Below are 20,959 nucleotides of genomic sequence, written 5' to 3' on the forward strand. Positions count from 1 at the left end.
TATTGCGTAACACTACCCCGCATCCCAGTCTCTCGCCATGAAGAGAGACGATCTTCGCGCTAACTGCCTGCGTCACCTCTAGCTTTCCCAAAACAGGACGCCCCATGAAAAAACTTCTAGTAATGCTCGGATTTCTATTCAGTTCATTCACCGTGTCAGGCGCCGATATGTCGAACGGTGCAGGCCATGTCGATTTGTACGATCGCGTCGACCTGATTCCTTTCGCCAAGCTGACCCGGTTCTTTCAGGAACACCTGCAATGACCGCTGAAATCCACCTGCGAGCCAGCGCCTTGAGCGAGACAGCTACGCCTACCGGTCATTGGGGAGGTGTTTATGCGATGACCCTTTGCGTATTCGCGCTGATTGCCTCGGAGTTCATGCCAGTCAGCCTGCTGACTCCATTGGCAAACGACCTGCAGGTCAGCCAAGGCATGGCGGGCCAGGGCCTGGCCATATCTGGCGCATTTGCGGTGTTGGCCAGCCTGTCGATCAGCTGGATCGCCGGCACCCTGGACAGAAAAACCCTGTTGCTGGCCCTGACCGGTTTGATGGCCGTATCGGGCACCATTGTGGCGCTTGCCCCGAACTACCTGATCTACATGGCTGGGCGGGCTCTGATCGGCGTAGTGATTGGCGGATTTTGGTCGATGTCGGCAGCCACAGCGATGCGCCTGGTACCTGCTGCACAGGTGCCAAGGGCGCTGGCCGTTTTTAACGGCGGCAACGCCCTGGCGACGGTGGTGGCAGCGCCGCTGGGCAGTTATCTGGGCTCAGTTGTGGGGTGGCGCGGTGCGTTCCTGTGCCTGGTTCCGGTGGCGCTAATTGCGCTGGTTTGGCAATGGATTACCTTGCCAAGCATGGCAACGCAGAAGCGTTCGCCGGGTGCTGGCAATGTTTTCAAACTGCTGAAAAATCGCACAGTGGCGCTAGGCATGGCCGCCGCTGGCTTGTTTTTCATGGGCCAATTTGCGCTGTTTACCTACCTGCGCCCGTTCCTGGAAACCGTCACCCAGGTCAACGTGCCGATTCTTTCCCTGCTGCTATTGGTCATAGGCGTAGCTGGCTTTTGCGGCACAACGCTGATCGGTTTAGTCCTCAAGCGCAGCCTCTACGGCACCTTGAGTACCATCTCGCTGCTGATGGCGGTTATTGCGTTAGCGCTGATTCCTGCTGGCACATGGGTTATCCCTGTCGCGGTATTACTCGGACTATGGGGCTTTATTGCGACCGCAGCGCCCGTGGGCTGGTGGAGTTGGATTGCACACGCCTTGCCGGATCACGCCGAGGCAGGCGGCGGCCTGATGGTGGCGATTGTTCAATTGGCTATCGCAGTGGGCTCCACCGTCGGTGGCGTACTGTTTGACGCTCTCGGCTACCAGAGCACCTTTATCGCCAGCGCCGCGATGCTGATGCTCGCCGCTCTGCTGACCTTTCTGACCTCACGTTCGTCGGTGCCGCACTCCCAGTGAACCCCGCTATTCCAAGGAGCAATGCGATGGTTATTGATCATTCCCCAGGATGGAAGGGCCTCTGGTTAGCGGCCTGGATGCCATTTGCCCTACCGGCTGTCCACCTCGCCGATGCGACTGATGTGACGTTTTCAGCGGACGGGTTACGTGCTCACGTATCGAGTGCCAGTACCACACACAATTCGGAGACAACGAGAGTGACTGAACAAACCCTGACTGCAAAACAACTGACTGTCGCCCCTATCGGCGCCAGCATGGCGACCGGCGATATGCCCCGTTTGCGCGATGCGCTCAATCGCGGTCTCGATGCCGGTCTGACGATTAGTGAGTGCAAGGAAATCCTCGTTCAGCTCTATGCGTATGCCGGCTTCCCGCGCAGCCTCAATGCACTTGCGCTACTGATGAGCGTGTTGCAAGAGCGCGAAGCACGCGGCGCTCACGACGAACCGGGACGCGAACCCGGCCCTGTGCCGTCGGGCCATGCTTTGCTCGAGCTGGGCACCGACAATCAAACCCGTCTGGTGGGTGCGCCGGTCTCAGGGCCGCTGTTTGAGTTCGCCCCTGCGATTGACCAGTTTCTGAAGGTTCATCTGTTCGGCGATATCTTCGCCCGAGACAACCTCGATTGGGCTGCTCGTGAATTGGCCACCGTTGGGGCACTTGCCGCGATGCCAGGGTTAGCGCCGCAGCTGGAGTCGCACCTGAAGATCAGCATGAATGTTGGTCTCACGGCGCAGCAGTTGAACCAAGTGGCCAGCGAATTCAAACACCGTGGTGACCAAGAGGCGGCTGAGCGCATTGTTTCGGCCTTGGAAAAAATCAGAGGCTGACCAGCCAACGGTGGCGACGGGATATCGACGAGTTCAGATAAAAACGGGCTGAGACCATTAACCAACGCTCAGTTATCGAAACGTTTGAGCGAGGTGTACGGATCAAAGGGAACATAGCGTGATTGCCGGTCACGCATGACTTTGACCATGGCGATGTCCGGGTCCAGGGAAAAGAACAAGCGCCCACGCATCGCCACCAGATGATCGAGCAGGCGCTCCTTGTCCCCGGCCACGCATTCGGGATTGCGATCATAGGCGCTGTTGACGTTCAAGCTCAGCCAGTGCGTTCCCGGGATCAGGTCGCCGACAAACACCACAGGCCCGCCGGGCAGCAGGATTTCCGGCAACAGTTGCCCCGGTGTATAGCCGTCGCTGAAATGAAAATGCCAGCCGTTTCCGAGACGGTCGCAGCTATGGCCATCGATCAGGATCAGGCGCCCGCTGTTTTCCAGGCGATGCAAAAGGGGCGAGATGAACAGCTCTCGATCACTTGGGTGCGGGTGGCGTGCTCGCACCCAGTGACGTTCGCCCACCAGGTAATGCGCTTTGCGAAACAGTAGCCGTGGCATCTCCCCTTCCCTGACCCGTTCAAGCAACTCCTCGGACAGCGGTGCATGCAGATGGGTCAGCACCACCGCATCGATATCGTCTTCGCCCAAGCCATGCTGTGCCATGCTGTGCCAGGCTTTCCAGCAACCCTGAAACGGATGGCTGGCAGCGGCAGGCACGGGGTATCGGCGCCAGCAGCGCATCGGCACCGGCCAGCACGAGGATGTTTTTTCCATCCTGTTGCACCAGCAATGCCCGTGACGCAATGTCGACCCGGTTGTCCAGGTCCGGCGTCATCCACGCCGCCGTCCAGTTTGCGGCGGGTTCCTGCCAGAGTGGAAATGGTACGACTCACGACGCTTAACCCCTTGCTCCTGACGGCCCCGCACACTGTGCACGAGGCCTCGAATCAGGGTTTCAGGTTAAGCCATGGCCACCCGTCATTAACCCACCCGCGTGGAGTGGGCCGGATCATCCACGTTTCGGAGTTGCAATGACAACAATCGATGTGAAATCCCGATTCGAAGCAAAGCTTCTCCGTCCGGCAAAGCCTGGTAATGATACGTCCTGGGCGTTCCTGGTACTGCCAGGAGACGCGAGTGAACGGCTTCCGAGGCGAGGCAGGACGACCGTTGAAGGCACAATCAATGCGCATCACTTCCAGGCAACCCTTGAGCCGGATGGTCAGCTGAGCCACTGGCTGCGGGTCAGCAGAGAGATGCTCGAAGCCGCAGGCGCGGCTGTTGGCGACATCGTTACACTGGAGCTAGCCCCTGTGAAGAAGGAACCCGAGCCTGAAATCCCGGCAGATTTTCAGGAGGCACTGGCAGCCACTCCTGAGGCACGTAAAGTCTGGAACAATACGACGACCATCGCACGAATAGACTGGATTCACTGGATTACTTCAGCCAAGCAACTCGAGACCCGCGCAAAACGCATCGGTGATGCCTGCCAGATGCTCGCATCCGGCAAGAAGCACGTTTGCTGTTTCGACCAGTCCGGTTACTACAGTAAGGCCTTCCGTGCGCCCGAGACGGATAACTCTTAGATAGTGCATCAGGTTCAAATCGTTCGGCTCGTTCACCCGGACCCACCAAGCCGGCCTTTTAACTTGATTGTTCGAGGCGTAAAAAAGCCCGCGTTGCGCGGGCATCGGAAATCATCCGAACTCATTCAGGCACCTGATTCAGGGTCACTCGCGGGCATCCCGCGAGCCTCCTTATCGTTTTCGTCCTGGTCGTTCATCTGTGGGTCGTTGTCCGGGTTATCGACGTGGCTGTTCGTACCAGTTTTTGGATGCTCACTCGATACCGAATCAGTAGCAGCCACATCAGCCATATCTTCATCGACAGGCGCTTCATCGTCGGTCGGTAACGGAACTTCGTACTGGTTCCAGCTCGGGTCGTGGCCAGTTTCGTTGTCCGTGGTGCGTGTTTCGCGCTGCTGCGACTTATTGCCTGGTGCGTTCTCGTCAATTTCCATGGTGGCTCTCCGATCTAATGCGCGGGTTTTCCGTGCTTAAACATGAGAAACGGTCGTGCGCTGCAAGTGCCTGCCATTGGACAAACGGCGGACACAAAAAACCCGGCTTGCTGGCCGGGCTTTCTCTCCTATCGCATATCGTCTGATAGCGGCGTTATTTCATCTGCCTCTGGTGTAGTCCTCTCACCCGGTTCTTTCCAGTCTTCTGGACGATCATCGCTTGGGTTTTTCAACGGATCGTATTTATTCGGATCGTCTGGATCCAGCGTCGGCTCATCTGAATCAGGCTCAGGCTTGGATGGAACAGAACCTTGTGTTTGGTCTTGAAAACTCGAATCGGTAGACATACCCACCTCACCAATGAGGTCCAGCTTTTCTGGGCCGTATCAGTTTGAAATTGGCAGGTGAAAAGTGTGCGACCGAGCAGATGAGCGGGCGGTAAATAGCGAACGCTCGGACCAAGTCTGCATCCTGTCAGAGCCCGAAACTCGTCAACCTGGCTCGCAGTCATCAGGAGGTTGGTAAGGATTGTTTTTTGTAACGCAAAGCATCCACCAGCAACGCAAACGCGGGCGACGCCTGGCGCCGACTCGGGTAGTAAAGATGAAAACCGGAAAACCAGGGCGACCAGTCTTCCAGCACTTGAATCAGGCGTCCGGCTTTGAGGTGAGGCTCGACAAGGTCATGGGGCACGTAGCTCAACCCGAAACCGTCCAGTGCCGCTTCTAATAACTGATACACGCCGTTATAGGTGACTTGGCCAGTCACGCGAACCTTGAGACGTTCGCCATCCTTGGCGAACTCCCAGGCGTACAAACCACCATTCGTTGGCAACCGCAGGTTGTTGCACAAGTGAGCCGTGAGCGCCCGAGGGGTCGCGGGTATTTCACGTTCGGCAAAGTAGCCAGGAGATCCAACCACTGCCATTCGCATATCCGGCCCGATGCGCGTGGCAATCATGCCCTCCCCCACGTCCTCGCCTAACCTGACCCCGGCATCAAAGCCCTGTGCGGCGATGTCGACGAAGCTGTAGTCGCAACAGACTTCCACCGAGATGTCGGGATATTTGGGAAGGAAGTCTTTGAGCACGGGCCGAATGATCTGATCCAGCACATGGTCCATCGCGTTGATACGAATATTGCCAGCGGGGGTATCGCGCAGATCACTCAGGCCAGCCAGCTCTATTTCGATTTCTTCGAAGTGGGGGCCCACTCGTCTCATCAGGCGCTCGCCTGCCTCGGTGGGCGAAACGCTGCGCGTTGTACGCGTCAACAAACGCAGTCCAAGCCGCGCTTCCAAGCCTCGAATCGTATGGCTCAGCGCTGATTGGGACACCCCGAGTCTGGCGGCGGCCTTGGTAAAGCTTCGCTCCTTGGCGACGGCGAGGAAGGCAAGCAGATCACTGGCATTTTCCCTAAGCATTAATGAATTCCCCACATATGTATTTTCTGATTCTAGCGCCTAATCATATTAATGAGGAGCTGATAGATTTCAGATCTCGCTTCCCGCGAGTCATCTTTTCGCTCCACCATTAATCGATTTCAAGTCGTCAGAGACGGCTATTGCCCTGAGGGAACCGTCATGAAAAATCTCGCGTGCGCAGCGTTGTCGCTGTCATTGCTCGCTTTTGATGCAACCGCAGAGGGGGACAAATCCATGCTCGTCATTAACCCGAACGGCTCGCAACCCTCTGCCAAGGGACCAGCCGATTACTTCACTGGCACTGCTCGTGTCGACGCGCCCTTCAAGGGGACAAAAGAGGCTCGTGTCAGCGGTGCCACCGTGACCTTTGAACCGGGTGCTCGCACGGCCTGGCATACCCATCCGCTAGGTCAGACCTTGATCGTCACGGCAGGATCCGGCCTGGTACAAGAGCTGGGGCAACCGGTTCGTTCAATCAAACCGGGGGACACCGTATGGATCCCACCTAATGTCAAACACTGGCATGGCGCAACCGCCACCACTGCTATGACTCATATCGCCATTGCCGAAGTGCTGGACGGCAAAGTGGTCGACTGGATGGAACAGGTCAGCGACGAACAATACGCCCCAGGGTTTTAATCGAGTTCAAACGAGGTCTTCATGCAAAGCACCAGCAAAGTCACGGTCGTCATAGGGGCGGGTTCAATTGGTCAGGCGATTGCCCGCCGTGTCAGCGCGGGTAAGCATGTCGTGCTGGCCGACCTGCGCCAGGAGAACGCCAATTCAGCGGCCAAGGTGCTGCTCGACGCAGGCTTCGAAGTCACCACAGCCGTGGTCGACGTTTCTTCGCGCGAATCGGTATAGCGTGACGGATGGCATTGGCGTGCGCCTGTCCGGCGCGCCGATGGCCTACACGGTATGGATGTGCGCCCTGTGGGGGATCTTGATGCCGTTGGTGTATGTCGGCGTGCGCGACGCGAAGAGTTTATTCACCTTCCGGCCCGGGTTCATGACGGCCTGCATCGGCGGGCTGGTTTCACTCCTGGCCTATGGCATCGTCATCTATGCCATGTCCGCCGCGCCCATGGGCGCGGTATCGGCATTGCGCGAAACCAGCGTGTTGTTCGCCGCATTGATCGGATACTTCTTCCTGGGCGAGACACTGACTGTCCGAAAGGTACTGGCATGCGCGGTGATTGCCATCGGTACGATCATCATTGGTTGACGGCAGGAGCGCAAAGCCGATGGTCAGGGCCAATGAATCATGCGCCGAGCCGCGGCACCTGCAGGCAACCGGGTATATCAGGTGCGGGTCGGGTAATCGGTGTATCCCGCCGCGCCTCCACCGTAAAAGGTATTGCGGTCCGGTTCCGTGAGCCGCGCATCGAGCTTCAGCCGCTCCACCAGATCCGGATTACTGATGAAGGGGCGCCCGAAAGCCACCATGTCGGCGTGGCCTGAGGCAACGGCGTCGAGGGCCATCTGCCGGTCGTAGCTGTTGTTGGCGATGTAGCGACCGCCATAAGCCGCATGCAGCGCTTTGAAGTCAAAGGCGTCGGCCTCATTGTCGCTTTGAGTCTGACCTTCCACGCAATGCAGATACGCCAGCCCCAGTCGCCCGACCTGCTTGGCAAAGTAGCCATAAGTCCCCTGCGGATCACTGTCCAGTGGCGTATCGCCGACCGCGCGGGTGATGGGCGACAGTCTCACGCCAACTCGATCTGCACCCCAGATCTCCGATACCGCCTGCACCACTTCCAGCGGGAAACGAATGCGGTTTTCCACCGAACCGCCGTACTGGTCGGTACGCAAGTTGGTGCTGTCGCGAATGAACTGCTCCAGCAGGTAGCAGTTGGCCGAATGCACCTCGACGCCATCGAATCCGGCCTCCAGGGCACAGCGAGCGGCGCGTTTGTAATCCTCCAGAATCAACGGGATTTCCTCGGTGCCCAGTGCACGGGGCATCGAAGGCGCATCCAGGGTTTGCGATTCGAGAAAAACCACTTCCCCGGCCTGGATGGCCGAGGGCGCCACAGGCGCGCCGCCGTTCTCTTGCAGGCTCACATGAGACATCCGGCCGACGTGCCACAGTTGACACACGATCTTGCCGCCCGCCTCGTGCACCGCATCGGTGACTTGACGCCAGGCTGCCACGTGCTCCGGTGTGTAGATGCTCGGCGTAAAGGCATAGCCGCGGCCCTGCCGTGAGATATTGGTGGCCTCCGAGATGATGAGCCCCGCACTCGCCCGCTGCCGGTAGTACTCGACTGCCAGCGGCGTGTGCACGCCATCCATGTTCGCGCGAGAACGTGTCAACGGGGCCATGGCAATGCGGTTGGCGACTTTGATTGCGCCGATCGTGAGTGGCGCGAACAGATCGGATCGTTGGTTATCGGACATGGTTTTGACTCCAGGTAATCGGGTATCGATGGCGTCGGGAAGCCGGTTTCACAACTGTTTGGGTGTAGTGGAAATCGACTTCAACAGCCAGTTCGAGGGGATAAAACCGGATCAATGGCGTGGCTGTTTGTGCTGTGCAGGAGCTGTCGAGTGCAACGAGGTTGCGATCTTTTAAAGGCAGATCAAAAGATCGCAGCCTGCGGCAGCTCCTACGTTGGATGGGGACGCCCTGGAATACATCAAAAAATCCAGATGTCAGCCTAAGAACATATGAATTTTCTTTGATGTTTGGCCGATTTAAGCTCCTGCCGTCTTCTTTCCTGAAGGAATTTGAGCACTGACTATCTCGCTGGCCGTTGAATGGGCGCGCTACGACGCGTTTAAAAGACGCTCATTCAAAGGCCTGGGTTGTTGCACGTCAATTATTAGCCTCTTTAGATAGCGCAAATGTACGCTCATGGTTGTTTCACGACTTGTGCAAAACCTTTTTTCCCCATAGATCTTCACGGAGTAATCGCCACCTTCATCACCCCATCCCGTTGGTGTGCAAACAGTTCATACGCCGCTTCGATGTCATCGAGCTTGTAGCGATGAGTGACCAGCGGCGACAGGTCGACCCTGCCACTTGCCACCACCGCCATCAAACGTCGCATGCGTTCTTTGCCACCGGGACACAAGGTCGTGATGATGCTGTAATCCCCAAGGCCAGCAGCGAAAGCATCGAGCGGGATTCGCAGGTCACTGGAGTAAACCCCCAGGCTGGAAAGTCGACCGCCCGGACGCAGAACCCGCAGCGCCGATTCAAAGGTCCCCTGAGTGCCCAATGCTTCAATGGACACATCGACACCACGCCCATCAGTCAGGGCCATGATCTGCTCAACCACATCGCCGTGCTTGAAATTGACTACATGGGTTGCGCCCAGTTGTTTGGCGACGCTCATGCGTTCGGCGACTGCATCGACGCCGATAATCGTGGTGGCGCCTTTAAGCCGTGCACCGGCCACCGCGCAAAGCCCGATCGGCCCCAGGGCAAACACCACGACGGTATCGCCAATCTCCACCGCGCCTCGCTCCGCCCCTGAGAATCCAGTGGACATGATGTCCGGGCACATCAGCACCTGTTCGTCGCTGAGACCATCCGGTATCGGACACAGGTTAGCCAGCGCATCGGGCACCAATACGTATTCGGCCTGGCAACCATCAATGATATTGCCGAACTTCCAGCCACCGGTGGCGCGAAAGCCGTGCCGGGTATCCGGGCCATCCTGTGAACCGCAGCCGCACAGGCAAGCGTAACTTTGCCCACTGGGGGTAATCGCGCCCGCGATCACCCGTTCGCCTTCGACAAAACCGCGCACCTGCGAGCCGAGCCGCTCGATGATGCCAACCGGTTCATGACCGACTGTCAGGCCCTTGGCCACAGGGTATTCGCCACGCAGAATATGCACGTCGGTGCCGCAGATCGTAGTGGTCGTGATGCGAACCAGGGCATCGAGTGGCCCGACTTCGGGGATGGGTTTGTCGTCGAGCACAATCCGGTTTTTTTCGACGAATATTGCGGCTTTCATGGTGGCCATGGTGATCCCTCCTGATCAGTGCTGCGATTGAGTTCAGCACGAAATCAGGACACTGCCGGATGGCCTGATCAAAGGTTGCTGGCACGAATGCCTTCAGGTTCACCGCGTTATCGTTCATCGCTGGCAAGCCAGCTCCCACAGAAATCGATGGCGAACACAATCTTCGTGCATGCCATACCCCCCTGTAGGAGCTGGCTTGCCAGCGATGGCGTCGGTACATTCAGCAATGCAATATCAGCTGTCATGCCACAACAGCGTCTCCTGCGCGGGCGCTCGGGTGGTGTGGAAGCCATTGGCAGGTGAGTCGGGGTCGGCATGGCCAAAGGAAGCACCGCATACCACGAGGCGATCCTCGTCGATTCCGAAATGTCGATGGACAAACGCAGCGTGGCTGGCCAGTGCGGCCTGGGCAATGATCCCCAGGCCAAGTGCCTCGGCTGCCAGCAGCAAGTTGGCAACGTAGCCGCCGCAGTCGACCGCACCATAGGTGCCTAGCGTGCGATCACTGGTAATAATCGCGACATGCGGCGCGTCAAAAAGTGAAAAATTGCGCAGGGTTTGCTGCTGGCTGGCGATGCGGTCTCCCGGTGCGATGCCGATGCTTTCGTACAGTTGTCGTGCACATTCACGGCGACGCTGCTGATACACGCCCCGGTATTCACCGGGGAACGGCAAGTCAGGCGCCGGCGACCCGTTCTGCAGCTCGTTGATGTACGCGGCGCGGAAGCGCTCGGTGGCGGCGCCACGGGTCACGATCACCTGCCAGGGCTGCGTGTTGCACCATGACGCAGTACGTTGCGCCAGGGCGAACAGGCGAGTGATCAGTGCGGGGTCAACAGGTTGCGCAAGAAATGCGCGGCAGCTGCGGCGCCGCTGCAGCAACCGTTCAAGCGCCTCAAATTCGGTCGGATTCAAGATCCGGTCTCCGTTGATGAAAGCAGATACCAGGCAACGTTCTGAAACCTGATGTTTTCATCTTTCGCCTGCGGTGATACCCCCCATGGCTGGTGGTATAGAGGGGGTATTAGCTATCGCGCCTGAACAACCTTAACGACCGGCCAGCGCAGTCGCCAACAACATCTCCAACCCCATCGGCTTGGCAAAGTAATAACCTTGAGCCTGCCCGGCGCCCATTTCTCGCAGCAACACCAACGTCGCTTCATCCTCGACGCCTTCAGCCACCACGCTCAGGTCCAGCGATTCCGCCATGCGCACAATCGCGCGGACGATCGCGCGACTGCGAGCGCTGGTGGTCAGTTCGAAGATGAACGACTTGTCGATCTTCAAGCCGCTGAAACGGTACTGATGCACATAACTTAGGGACGAAAATCCGGCACCGAAGTCATCGAGCACCACCGACATACCGTTGTCGGCCAGTTGCTGCATGGTCTGACGAGCAATCGCCGGCTCGGCCACCAGTGCACCTTCGGTCAACTCCAGGCAGATCCGCGACGGGGCGACGCCGTGCTGGGCCAACAGTGCCAGCACATCAGTGGCGAAATCCGGGCGCGTCATGCTGTAGCTGGAGCAATTGACGTGCACCGGCGGCCAATTGGCGTGCTGGGGTTGGGCGAGGATCACGGCAATGCTGTTCAGCATGTACAGGTCCAGCCGACCGATCAGGCGCAAACCCTCGACATCCGGCAAGAACTCGCCCGGCGCGATGATCCGACCGCCCGGCTGATGCCAGCGGATCAGCGCTTCAAGGGCCAACAATTCACCGGTTTCGACGCTGACAATCGGCTGGAAATACGGCAGCAGTTCGTCAGTACGTTTGAGCGCGTTGCGCAACGCCCCTTCTCGCTCAACCTGGTCCGAGACTTCACGGCGCACTTCCTGGTTGAACACCGCGTAGCTGTCACGCCCGGCGCTCTTTACCCGGTACATCGCCGCATCGGCATCGCGCAACAAGTCGGCTGGTTCGTGATGGAACTGACTGTCGGCGCTGACAATGCCGATACTGCAGGACGAAAACACTTCATAGCCATTGATGAAAAACGGCAGGTCAAACGCCACCAGGATCCGTTCGGCGATTTCGATCACCACGTCCAGCGGCGCCTCGGGCGCGAGCACCGAGAATTCATCGCCGCCCAGGCGCGCCAGCATGTCGGTCTCGCGCAGGCAACCGCGCAAACGGTGTGCGGCCTGCATCAACAGCAGGTCGCCAAAATGGTGGCCGAGGCTGTCGTTGACCATCTTGAAACGGTCGAGGTCGATGAACATCACCGCCAAGTGCCCTCCTACGCTGCCGAACTGCGACCACGCCAGGTTCAGGCGCTGTTGCAGGTAGGTACGATTCGGCAGCCCGGTCAGCGCATCGTGGGAGTTTTCGTGTTGCAACTTGGCGTTGGCGTGGTCGAGTTCGCGGGTGCGGTTTTGCACCCGGGCTTCCAGTTTTAGGTTGGCGGCGTGGATCGCTTCAGCGGCCGTGCGACGGGACAACGCGGTGTCGATGTGTCGCGACACAAACGTCAACAGTTCCTGGTCACGCTGGGTATAACGCACCTGTGAGGTATAGCTTTGCACCGCCAGCACGCCACGCACCACATCGCCATCGAACAATGGAATGCCCAGCCAGGAGTAGGATCGGACAGACTCATTGGCCAGTTCGATTTCACCGTGCGCAGCCAATCGCTCAGCCTCGCCAACGTCAATCAGGCAAGGCCCGCGCTGACGAATAACGTACTCGGTCAAGCCCCGGCACCCACGCCTGGCCGGCGGGCAAATCGTCTGCCGCTCATCGACATAATAAGGAAAGGTCACTTCACTGGTCGCGTCGTCGAACAGCGCAATGTAGAAGTTCTGCGCAAACAGCAGATCACCGACAATGCCATGCAAGGTCTGAAACAGCTCAGACATGTCGCCGGGTCGGCTCGACAATTCGGCAATCTGGAACAAAGCGCTCTGTAGATGTTCGGCGCGTTGTCGCTCTGCCACTTCCTGCCTCAATGCGTCGTTGAGTGCAGAAAGCTCCAGGGTGCGACGCATCACCGTCGCTTCCAGATCCTCCCGGTGCAGAATCCGGTCCAGGGCCATGGCCACGTGGCGAGCCACCACCAGAAACAGCGCGCGATCTTCGGCGCTGTAGGTTCGGGAAACCTCGTAGACCTGCATGGCCAGCATGCCAAACACTTCATCCGAAGCGTTTTTCAGCGGAGCGCCCATCCAGAACTCTGGACGATCACCCACGCAGTAGAAACGGTCTTCGGCCTGCGCCGCGAGAATGCCGGCGGCGTCGATCAGCAACGGCTGGCCGGTGGTCAACACCTGGCCGGTCAACGACAGGTGCGATGGGTCAAGGTATTCGTAGTGCGACGACTCCACGGCATCCACGTCGATGATGTCGACGTAATACGGGTAGTCGATCTTGCCCGTGTGCGGGTCATACAGCGCGAGATAGAAGTTCTCGGCGTCGATCAGGCTGGCCAGCAGTTGGTGAACCCCCACCAGAAACACCGAGCGGTCGCGGGTCGAACTGGCGAGATAGGTAATTTCATACAGCACGCGCTGCGTAATTTGCGCACGGGCAAGCGTATCGGCCTGTATTTGAATGCCCAGGCGCTGGGCGAAGTCGGCCAGCGCCGGCTCCGTGGCATCACTGGCTGGCGCGAGTAACCATCCGAGCACACTTTCGCCTTTGCCGGTCGGCCAGCGTTGCAAACGCCGGGTCAGGCAAAAGGCTTCAAACTCATCATTGGCGATACTTGACGGCCACTGCACCCGAGGATCGCCCTGCCCGACCCGATGCAGTTGCTCACCGGCACGGTAAACCACCCACGCGGTTGAATGACTCCAGTTGCGCGCAGTGGCCAGTAATTGCTCGATCGTATCCGCGTTGCTTGCGTAGGCCATGCCGACAGCACCCGAATTCCCTTTTGGTTGAGATGCGACGACGTCGCAGTCGTTCGATTGCTGCGGGGAGTCGATCAATGGACGAATACGCATCACCTCTCCCTGGGTCAAAACTGCCGGTCTCACTTACTGATTACTAGCAATGTGCCATTTAGCAACCCGTTTAAAGCTTATGAGAATTTTTTTCAATCGTTTTATTCGCTTTAGTGCCAACAAAAGGACAGACAAGGAGTTAAACGCGAGTTCTTCAACAAGACAACCGTTTCCACGCTGCTACGCTTGAAACAGTAGCTTTAGTGCTTTCCAGCCAACCGGCGCACGTGCCTTCTGCGGGCTGATGGAACAGTCGAATCAACAGATCCTGTGCCCAGGCGAGTCAGACGTCGTTGAGCAAAGGAGTAGACATGTCCCCCCACAAAAACAGGCCTGCCAACAACATAGCAGGGCAAAAGAAAGACAACGGGGACGAGCCAGTCTTTCACTCGCGCAAGGAACGACTGTACGAAGGTGAGCGATTACGCGAACGTCTTCCGCACGCGCTTCACGCTGAATGGAAACCGACCGGCAAGCACCGTGACTCGATCAAACTGCTTGAGGAGTCCAACCGCTATCGACTGCCCGAACTGGTGCCTGTTCGCTACGGCCGCATGTTGCGCACACCGTTCACGTTCCTGCGGGGCTCTGCCGGGTTAATGGCTCATGACCTGGCGACAACCCCGACCACCGGCATTCAGGTGCAGGCCTGTGGGGATTGTCACCTGATGAACTTCGGGTTGTTCGCGACACCTGAGCGCAATCTGATATTCGACATAAACGATTTCGACGAAACGCTCCCGGCGTCCTGGGAGTGGGATGTAAAACGTCTGGCGATCAGTTTTGCCGTGGCCGCGCGTGATAATCGCCTCAGCGATAAATGGGCGCGGGCCGCCGCGGCCGAATGCGTCCGTGCTTATCGCGAACGCCTGCGCAAGTTTTCCAAAATGAGCCCGATGGAGGTCTGGTATGACCGCCTCGATGCCCAGGCGATCATCGACATGGCACCCAACGCCGAGATCAAGAAAATCCGCGAACAATTGGTCGCAAAGGCCAGGATGCGTGTAGGCGATTATCTGTTTCCCAAGATCAGCGGCGAAGTCGGAGGGCGCCGTCGCCTGATCGATCAACCCCCGATACTGTTTCATGTGTACGAAAAGAGCTTCGTGAAGAACGTCCAGTTGGCTTTGCAAGATTATCGATTGTCACTGCCCCACGAGCGGCGCGTATTGTTCGATCGCTACCGTCTTGAAGACATTGCCGTCAAAGCGGTCGGGATCGGCAGCGTCGGTACCTATTGTTTTGTCGGCCTGTTCTTTTCCGCAGAAAATCACCCGCTGCTTCTGCAATTCAAGGAAGCCACTCCCTCAGTGCTGGCGCCCTATGCAGGCAAGAGCAATTACGAAAACCAGGGGCAGCGTGTCGTCACGGGGCAGCGTCTGATGCAGTCGTCCAGCGACATCTTTTTGGGCTGGACACGCAGCCAGAACGGCCGGCACTTCTTTGTCCGTCAGTTGCGCGACATGAAAATGTCAGCGCCCATCGAAGGCATATCCGGCCCTCGATTGAAGATGTACGCCGAATGGTGCGGTCTTACCCTGGCGCGTGCCCATGCCAAATCGGGGGATGCGGCGCTCATCAGTGGCTACCTGGGCAAGACCGACTCCTTCGACCAGGCCATCGGAAAATTCGCCATTGCCTATGCCGATCAAAATGCAAAAGACCATGGTGCGCTGGTGGAGGCAGAAAAATCCGGGCGGATCATTGCGTTGAGAGAGGATGAGTGACCCTCAAGCCAGGAACGCGACTATTGGGCAATACCCGCTAATCTCCCATGACAGACAATCAATATGGGAGATGTGCAATGACGTTCCGAGACTCAGTTGCAGCTCTATTGGTCACCGCGAGCCTGTTCGGTTGTAGCACTACATCTGAACACGGGGTGACCATGCCTTTGACCGCCACCCGACACAATGCCGGGCAGATCGCCAATGCCACGTTGACCAGCTGGGACAAACAAATCACCGGATTCAGTTTCTTCATCAGTGGTGTTCCAACCGGAAGCTCACTGCCTTTGCGTGTCTACACCTTCATCTACAAAGGCAGCTGTCAGCAACCCGGGCCGGTCGCCTACGAAATGAATGATCAAGTCACCACCGAGCGTGTCGCCACCAGCGGTTGGACATTTGAGAGAAGCGCTCCGGTCGCAATGTCCATTCTTCTATCTGGCGGGTACTCGATCGTCGTGCGATCTGTACCCGAAGATGGCAACGCCGATCTTTTTTGTGGGGACATCAAGGCACAAGAACCAACGAAGTAGACAAGAACACCGCGCCCATATGGACTAAAACTGGATATTCGGCAGGGAAGCCCGCCGATCATCCATTAGCCAGTGGGTGAGATAAGGCTTAGTCTCTGACCAAATCCCTTTGAACCGCCGACTGATGACCCACGCAGATTTTTCACTCGATATCGAAGCCGTCCGCAACATTGAGGCTGTGCCGGTCATCCTGAGCATGGTCAGGCACCTTACCGGTATGCGATTTGCCGCGGTGGCGAGAGTCACCGAACAAAACTGGGTGGCCTGCGCGGTGGACGACGCCATCGATTTCGGATTGAAACCGGGTGGTGAGTTGGTTCTCGAGTCGACCATCTGCCATGAAATCCGCCAACACCGACAACCGGTGATTTTCGGCCATGCCAGTTCACACCCTGTTTTTTCGATCCACCACACGCCTCGCACGTACGGTCTGGAGAGCTATATCTCCATCCCTATCATCAAAGCCAATGGTGAGTTTTTCGGCACGTTGTGCGCGATCGATTCCGTACCGGCGAATCTTGACGAGCCAGCCATCGCCAAGACACTCACCCTCTTCGCCCAACTGATCGCCATGAGCCTCGACACTCAGAACCACCTGGAAAAAACCAAAGCGGCCCTGTTGGATGCCAATGAAAGTGGCCGTCTTCGCGAGCAATTCATTGCCGTGCTGGGCCATGATTTGCGCACGCCGCTCAGTGCCATTCGGATGAGCGCCGATCTGCTGGAAACCAAAACCGAGGACAAACGCTCTCTCAACCTGATTTCCGCCATCCGCAACAGCTCCACTCGTATGGGTCATCTGATTGAAAACGTTCTGGACTTTGCGCGGGGGCGATTGGGCAGTGGGATTCCGATCAAGCGTCAACTGGTCGATGACCTGGGGCGAGTACTGCGTTTGACTGTGGACGAGGTGCAGGCCTCGCATCCACGCGTGTCCCTCGAACATGCGCTGGCGTTGCCGACCGGCGTCTATTGCGACCCGCTACGTCTCAGCCAATTGTTGTCCAACCTGCTGGGAAATGCTGTCACGCACGGATCAAAAGAGGCCTGCATCAGCGTCCGGGCCTACACCGAAGCAGATGAAATTGTCATATCGGTCACGAATCAAGGTGCCCCGATTCCGGCTGAACTGATGCCCTTGCTGTTCCAGCCGTTCACCCGATCGGAAGCCGGGCAGCGCGGCGAAGGTCTTGGGTTGGGGCTTTACATCGCTTCGCAGATCACCGCCGCCCATAACGGGGCGTTGAGCGTTACTTCGACGCTGGAATCAGGCACCTGTTTTGTCGCCAGGTTTCCCGCCCGATTCAAGTGGGTTTGAATGGGAGCAATTTCTCAACTTGGGATATCGGGCGTAAAGAAGTAGGCCAGTCCGAGGATCAGATACACAGCAAGTAACTGAACGCCTTTGAGCCAGTCCGATCGCCCGTCACCGGCTACCTGGCCGGTAATAAGAACCGCCAACAACACGGTTAGAACCAGGCCGCCAGAGAACGCCAGGTCCATCGCTGCCGAGCCAATGGCATAACTGGCCAATACCAGAACGGGCGCCACGAAGAGCGCAACTTGCACACTTGAACCAATCGCAATAGAGAGCGAAAGGTCCATTCGATTTTTCATCGCAGCGGAAATCGCTGAGGAATGCTCAGCCGCGTTGCCCAGTATCGCGACAATGAAAACGCCGACAAATAGATTGCTCAAACCGAGTTGGTGGGCGCTGGGTTCAATGGCGGCCACCAGAATTTCGCTGATCCAGGCGATCATCAGTGTCGCCACGGCCAGCACCAACACAGCCTTGCGAGTCGGCCAAATTGCCGTCGGGTGTGCCTCGCGCGCCAGGTTGGGGTCCCCTGCAAACAGGCTCTTGTGGGTGATCAGCGAATACACCAGAAACAATGCGTAGACCACCAGCAATACCAGCGAGATATACAAGCTCAGCACCTGAAGGCCATGGGGTGCACGCGGCGAGACAACGGCGTTATAGGCTGCGGGCAGGATCAGTGCGATGGTCGCCAGCGTCAGTAACGTGGCCTGAGAACGTGCGGCCGAAGCGTTGTAATGCTGTTCCTTCTGACGCAGCCCCCCGGCCAGCATGGATGCGCCCAGCACCAGCAGGATATTGCCGACGATTGAGCCAACCAGGGAGGCTTTGACCACATCGTGCAGACCGGCACGCAAAGCGCTCAGGGCGATGATCAGTTCAGTGGCATTGCCGAAGGTGGCATTGAGAAATCCGCCGACGCCCTCCCCGGACCTCTCCGCCAGTTGTTCCGTGGCACGCCCCAACCACCCCGCCAATGGCACGATAGCCAATGCGGCGGCCAGGAAAATAAGCAAGTGCTGCTGGGGGACCATGAACTCCAGAACGATGGCGATTGGAACGAAGACCAGCATCCATAAGAGCATGACTGTACCCGCACAAAAGCATTGATGAAGTAACACTCGGAAATTGCGCTAAGAATGGCCCACATTCCCAACTTCGTCGAACAACGGTCTTCAATAACACTACGTGTCAGTCGCTATTTGCATGCACTAGCAAATTCAATGAATTCGTCGAACGACTGGGTACCTATAAAATCGCGGAAAAAAAGTTCATTAAAATTTTCAACGGCTAAAAAATGATCTATACCCAAAAGGGCAATCAGTACGGACCTCGGAAACAAGCCTGTTTACAGGCGTTTGTCCGGTAACTCAACGTCAAGAACGACTGAGAGACTCTGGTTATGAATGTTTTGAAAGTCGCCGCAAGCGATGCCGTTCGTGACTGTTTCCACACTTCCCGCCCGATTGTTGCCCTTGATCAGACTGACTTTACCGATGTCGCCGTTGCGGTGCTGACGGTTGACGATGTCATGGGCGGCGTACTGGATTCCATTCAACGAACAGGCTTCGACATCCCGCTTTTCCTGGTAGTACCGCGTGGCGGTGCCGGCAATCGTGCACTGGATATCTACAAGCGTTTGCACGAAGTGATTCTGCTGGTCAACGGGGTGTTCGACCTCGCCACCAACAACGCCGAGTACTACGGCAACCAATTGGAGACAGCCGCCAAGGCCTATGAAGAAGGTCTGCTGCCGCCCTTCTTTGACGCGCTCAAGCATTACACCGAAGCCGCCAATGCTACGTTCGCCTGCCCCGGTCACCAGGGTGGTCAATTCTTTCGCAAGCACCCTGCCGGTCGCCAGTTCTTCGATTTCTTCGGCGAAACCCTGTTCCGCGCCGACATGTGCAACGCCGACGTCAAACTCGGCGACTTGCTGATCCACGAAGGCCCGGCCCTGCTAGCGCAAAAGCATGCCGCCCAGGTGTTCAACGCCGACAAGACTTACTTCGTGCTCAATGGCACATCGGCTTCGAACAAGGTGGTCACCAACGCGCTGCTGACGCCTGGCGACCTGGTGCTCTTCGACCGCAACAACCATAAATCCAATCATCAGGGTGCATTGCTCCAGGCCGGCGCCACGCCGGTGTACCTGGAAACTGCGCGCAACCCATACGGCTTCATCGGCGGCATCGACGCCCATTGTTTTGAAGAAGACTACCTGCGTGAGCTGATCAAGGAAGTCGCCCCGGACAAGGCTGAGTTACCACGCCCATTTCGCCTGGCGATCATCCAGTTGGGCACTTATGACGGCACCATCTACAACGCTCGCCAGGTGGTCGACCGCATCGGCAAGCTGTGCGACTACATTCTGTTCGACTCGGCGTGGGTCGGTTACGAGCAGTTCATCCCGATGATGAAGGATTGCTCGCCGATGTTGCTCGACCTGGGTGAAAACGACCCCGGAATTTTCGTCACCCAATCGGTGCACAAACAACAGGCCGGCTTCTCCCAGGCCTCGCAGATCCACAAGAAAGACCGCCACATCAAGGGCCAGCCGCGTTATTGCAATCACGCGCGGTTGAACAACGCCTTCATGGCCCAGGCCTCCACCAGCCCGTTCTATCCGCTGTTCGCCTCGCTGGATGTGAATGCGCGTATCCACGCCGGTCGCAGTGGCTTGCGCCTGTGGGAAGACTGCGTGAAGTTCGGCATCAACGCGCGCAAGCTGATCCTGGAAGCCTGCACCCTGATCCGCCCATTCGTGCCGGAAACCATCGACGGGCGCCCATGGCAGGACCATCCCACCGACGCGATCGCCAGCAACCTGCGTTTTTTCGAGTTTCACCCCAAGGATCGCTGGCACGCCTTCCCCGGCTATGCCGAAAAGCAGTACTTCATCGACCCCTGCAAGCTGCTGTTCACCACCCCTGGCATCGACCCGATCGATGGCAGTTACAGCGACTTCGGTATCCATGCCGGCATTCTGGCCAACTTCCTGCGCCAGAACGGCATCGTCCCGGAGAAGTGCGACCTCAACTCGATTCTGTTCCTGCTCACGCCCGCCGAAGACTGGGCGAAGATGAGTCATCTGGCTGCGCAACTGGCGCGCTTCGAGCAGTTCCTTGCCGATGATGCGCCCATGAGCCGGGTACTGCCGGCGATCTACGCGCGCTACGAAGCACGCTACCGCAACTACACCATCCGCCAGCTCTGCCAGGAAATGCACGACCTGTACCGCAGCCATAACGTGCAGCAACTGCAAAAGGACATGTTCCGCAAGGCGCACTTCCCGAAAAAAGCCATGAACCCGCAGCAAGCGCAGATCGAATACATCCGCGGCAATGTCGAGCTCGTCGCCCTGAGCGATGCCGATGGCCGTATTGCCGCCGAAGGCGCTTTGCCCTACCCGCCCGGCGTGTTGTGCGTGGTGCCGGGTGAGATCTGGGGCGGCGCGGTATTGAAATACTTCCTGGCGCTGGAAGAAGGCATCAACGCGTTGCCCGGGTTCACGCCGGAACTTCAAGGCGTGTACCTGAAAGAAGAAGGTGGCCGTATTCGCGCCTATGGCTACGTACTCAAGACCTGATCCTCGCCCCGCTCAAGGAGCAGCGTTTGCACCACCTTACAAGGTTTATCTGATCAAGCAGCAAGGCTTGCCCCCTACCTGGCGATTGGCAGTGCGTCGCCAGGCGGAGGGTCAAC

At 57.8% G+C, this 20,959-nt stretch carries 17 protein-coding genes and 3 pseudogenes; 11 read left to right on the forward strand and 9 right to left on the reverse strand.

The window, feature by feature from the left end:
• The first annotated feature begins 104 nt into the window (after positions 1–104).
• The 3 genes from KGB21_RS10045 (at position 105) to KGB21_RS10055 (ending at position 2,301) form a co-directional block, all read left to right on the forward strand.
• Entirely contained in the window at positions 105–263 is a 159-nt protein-coding gene (locus tag KGB21_RS10045) for a hypothetical protein (RefSeq protein ID WP_155292758.1), read from the forward strand.
• Positions 260–1,471: an MFS transporter gene (locus KGB21_RS10050; RefSeq protein ID WP_223505011.1), complete on the forward strand. Its 1,212-nt coding sequence runs from the start codon at positions 260–262 to the stop codon at positions 1,469–1,471. Before KGB21_RS10045 ends, KGB21_RS10050 begins: the two co-directional genes overlap by 4 nt.
• Before the next feature lie 197 nt (positions 1,472–1,668).
• Positions 1,669–2,301: a carboxymuconolactone decarboxylase family protein gene (locus tag KGB21_RS10055; RefSeq protein ID WP_223505012.1), complete on the forward strand. Its 633-nt coding sequence runs from the start codon at positions 1,669–1,671 to the stop codon at positions 2,299–2,301.
• Between the two features lie 68 nt (positions 2,302–2,369).
• Here KGB21_RS10055 and KGB21_RS10060 read toward each other — a convergent pair.
• Positions 2,370–3,205: pseudogene (locus KGB21_RS10060) on the reverse strand (MBL fold metallo-hydrolase).
• Positions 3,206–3,343: 138 nt separating this feature from the next.
• On the opposite strand from KGB21_RS10060, the gene KGB21_RS10065 reads away from it, so the two are divergent.
• Positions 3,344–3,898, forward strand: a complete 555-nt coding sequence (locus KGB21_RS10065; RefSeq protein WP_223505013.1) for a YdeI/OmpD-associated family protein — start codon at positions 3,344–3,346, stop codon at positions 3,896–3,898.
• A 125-nt stretch (positions 3,899–4,023) separates the two neighbouring features.
• Here KGB21_RS10065 and KGB21_RS29585 read toward each other — a convergent pair whose 3' ends face one another.
• From KGB21_RS29585 to KGB21_RS10080, 3 genes are all read right to left on the reverse strand, one after another.
• Positions 4,024–4,332, reverse strand: coding sequence for a hypothetical protein (locus KGB21_RS29585; protein ID WP_223505014.1), 309 nt, complete (start codon positions 4,330–4,332; stop codon positions 4,024–4,026).
• A 128-nt stretch (positions 4,333–4,460) separates the two neighbouring features.
• Complete coding sequence (locus KGB21_RS10075) at positions 4,461–4,679, reverse strand: hypothetical protein (protein WP_223505015.1); 219 nt, start codon at positions 4,677–4,679, stop codon at positions 4,461–4,463.
• A 163-nt stretch (positions 4,680–4,842) separates the two neighbouring features.
• Complete coding sequence (locus tag KGB21_RS10080) at positions 4,843–5,754, reverse strand: LysR family transcriptional regulator (RefSeq protein WP_223505083.1); 912 nt, start codon at positions 5,752–5,754, stop codon at positions 4,843–4,845.
• Between the two features lie 234 nt (positions 5,755–5,988).
• Between KGB21_RS10080 and KGB21_RS10085 the strand changes: the two genes are divergently transcribed.
• The 3 genes and pseudogenes from KGB21_RS10085 to KGB21_RS10095 form a co-directional block, all read left to right on the forward strand.
• Positions 5,989–6,393, forward strand: coding sequence for a cupin domain-containing protein (locus KGB21_RS10085; protein WP_223505084.1), 405 nt, complete (start codon positions 5,989–5,991; stop codon positions 6,391–6,393).
• A gap of 21 nt (positions 6,394–6,414) precedes the next feature.
• A pseudogene (locus tag KGB21_RS10090) lies at positions 6,415–6,615 on the forward strand (SDR family NAD(P)-dependent oxidoreductase); the annotation flags it as partial.
• Positions 6,614–6,979, forward strand: a pseudogene (locus KGB21_RS10095) (EamA family transporter); the annotation flags it as partial. The pseudogenes KGB21_RS10090 and KGB21_RS10095, both read left to right, overlap by 2 nt.
• 77 nt (positions 6,980–7,056) lie before the next feature.
• Here the strand turns inward: KGB21_RS10095 and KGB21_RS10100 are convergent.
• From KGB21_RS10100 to KGB21_RS10115, 4 genes are all read right to left on the reverse strand, one after another.
• On the reverse strand, positions 7,057–8,154 hold the full coding sequence (locus tag KGB21_RS10100; RefSeq protein ID WP_223505016.1) for an alkene reductase: 1,098 nt from the start codon (positions 8,152–8,154) through the stop codon (positions 7,057–7,059).
• Between the two features lie 503 nt (positions 8,155–8,657).
• Entirely contained in the window at positions 8,658–9,731 is a 1,074-nt protein-coding gene (locus KGB21_RS10105; protein WP_223505017.1) for an NAD(P)-dependent alcohol dehydrogenase, read from the reverse strand.
• Between the two features lie 234 nt (positions 9,732–9,965).
• On the reverse strand, positions 9,966–10,646 hold the full coding sequence (locus tag KGB21_RS10110; protein ID WP_223505018.1) for a nitroreductase family protein: 681 nt from the start codon (positions 10,644–10,646) through the stop codon (positions 9,966–9,968).
• Positions 10,647–10,778: 132 nt separating this feature from the next.
• Positions 10,779–13,676, reverse strand: a complete 2,898-nt coding sequence (locus KGB21_RS10115; RefSeq protein ID WP_223505019.1) for an EAL domain-containing protein — start codon at positions 13,674–13,676, stop codon at positions 10,779–10,781.
• Between the two features lie 554 nt (positions 13,677–14,230).
• Between KGB21_RS10115 and KGB21_RS10120 the strand changes: the two genes are divergently transcribed.
• The 3 genes from KGB21_RS10120 (at position 14,231) to KGB21_RS10130 (ending at position 17,254) form a co-directional block, all read left to right on the forward strand.
• The gene (locus tag KGB21_RS10120; protein ID WP_411741352.1) at positions 14,231–15,403 is read left to right on the forward strand and encodes a DUF2252 domain-containing protein; all 1,173 of its coding nucleotides are present in this window, start codon (positions 14,231–14,233) and stop codon (positions 15,401–15,403) included.
• A 77-nt stretch (positions 15,404–15,480) separates the two neighbouring features.
• The gene (locus KGB21_RS10125) at positions 15,481–15,936 is read left to right on the forward strand and encodes a hypothetical protein (RefSeq protein ID WP_223505021.1); all 456 of its coding nucleotides are present in this window, start codon (positions 15,481–15,483) and stop codon (positions 15,934–15,936) included.
• A gap of 124 nt (positions 15,937–16,060) precedes the next feature.
• Complete coding sequence (locus KGB21_RS10130) at positions 16,061–17,254, forward strand: GAF domain-containing sensor histidine kinase (protein ID WP_263386177.1); 1,194 nt, start codon at positions 16,061–16,063, stop codon at positions 17,252–17,254.
• Between the two features lie 14 nt (positions 17,255–17,268).
• Here the strand turns inward: KGB21_RS10130 and cax are convergent, their stop codons facing one another.
• Positions 17,269–18,339 (reverse strand): calcium/proton exchanger, encoded by a 1,071-nt coding sequence (gene cax / locus KGB21_RS10135; protein ID WP_223505023.1) that lies wholly within the window; start codon positions 18,337–18,339, stop codon positions 17,269–17,271.
• A 317-nt stretch (positions 18,340–18,656) separates the two neighbouring features.
• Between cax and speF the strand changes: the two genes are divergently transcribed.
• Positions 18,657–20,843 (forward strand): ornithine decarboxylase SpeF, encoded by a 2,187-nt coding sequence (gene speF, locus KGB21_RS10140; protein ID WP_223505024.1) that lies wholly within the window; start codon positions 18,657–18,659, stop codon positions 20,841–20,843.
• The last annotated feature ends 116 nt before the right edge of the window (positions 20,844–20,959 follow it).

The sequence above is a fragment of the Pseudomonas sp. GL-RE-29 genome, assembly GCF_019947275.1.
GTDB lineage: Bacteria > Pseudomonadota > Gammaproteobacteria > Pseudomonadales > Pseudomonadaceae > Aquipseudomonas > Aquipseudomonas fluorescens_A.

Excerpts from the sequence above, each read along its gene's own strand:
- KGB21_RS10065 (WP_223505013.1), top strand. The coding sequence starts at position 3,344 with ATGACAACAATCGATGTGAAATCCCGATTCGAAGCAAAGCTTCTCCGT.
- KGB21_RS10120 (WP_411741352.1), top strand. The coding sequence starts at position 14,231 with ATGTTGCGCACACCGTTCACGTTCCTGCGGGGCTCTGCCGGGTTAATG.
- speF (WP_223505024.1), top strand. The coding sequence starts at position 18,657 with ATGAATGTTTTGAAAGTCGCCGCAAGCGATGCCGTTCGTGACTGTTTC.
- KGB21_RS10075 (WP_223505015.1), bottom strand. The coding sequence starts at position 4,679 with ATGTCTACCGATTCGAGTTTTCAAGACCAAACACAAGGTTCTGTTCCA.
- KGB21_RS10105 (WP_223505017.1), bottom strand. The coding sequence starts at position 9,731 with ATGGCCACCATGAAAGCCGCAATATTCGTCGAAAAAAACCGGATTGTG.
- cax (WP_223505023.1), bottom strand. The coding sequence starts at position 18,339 with ATGCTCTTATGGATGCTGGTCTTCGTTCCAATCGCCATCGTTCTGGAG.
- KGB21_RS10100 (WP_223505016.1), bottom strand. The coding sequence starts at position 8,154 with ATGTCCGATAACCAACGATCCGATCTGTTCGCGCCACTCACGATCGGC.
- KGB21_RS10125 (WP_223505021.1), top strand. The coding sequence starts at position 15,481 with ATGACGTTCCGAGACTCAGTTGCAGCTCTATTGGTCACCGCGAGCCTG.
- KGB21_RS10080 (WP_223505083.1), bottom strand. The coding sequence starts at position 5,754 with ATGCTTAGGGAAAATGCCAGTGATCTGCTTGCCTTCCTCGCCGTCGCC.
- KGB21_RS29585 (WP_223505014.1), bottom strand. The coding sequence starts at position 4,332 with ATGGAAATTGACGAGAACGCACCAGGCAATAAGTCGCAGCAGCGCGAA.
- KGB21_RS10115 (WP_223505019.1), bottom strand. The coding sequence starts at position 13,676 with ATGCGTATTCGTCCATTGATCGACTCCCCGCAGCAATCGAACGACTGC.
- KGB21_RS10130 (WP_263386177.1), top strand. The coding sequence starts at position 16,061 with ATGACCCACGCAGATTTTTCACTCGATATCGAAGCCGTCCGCAACATT.
- KGB21_RS10050 (WP_223505011.1), top strand. The coding sequence starts at position 260 with ATGACCGCTGAAATCCACCTGCGAGCCAGCGCCTTGAGCGAGACAGCT.
- KGB21_RS10085 (WP_223505084.1), top strand. The coding sequence starts at position 5,989 with ATGCTCGTCATTAACCCGAACGGCTCGCAACCCTCTGCCAAGGGACCA.
- KGB21_RS10045 (WP_155292758.1), top strand. The coding sequence starts at position 105 with ATGAAAAAACTTCTAGTAATGCTCGGATTTCTATTCAGTTCATTCACC.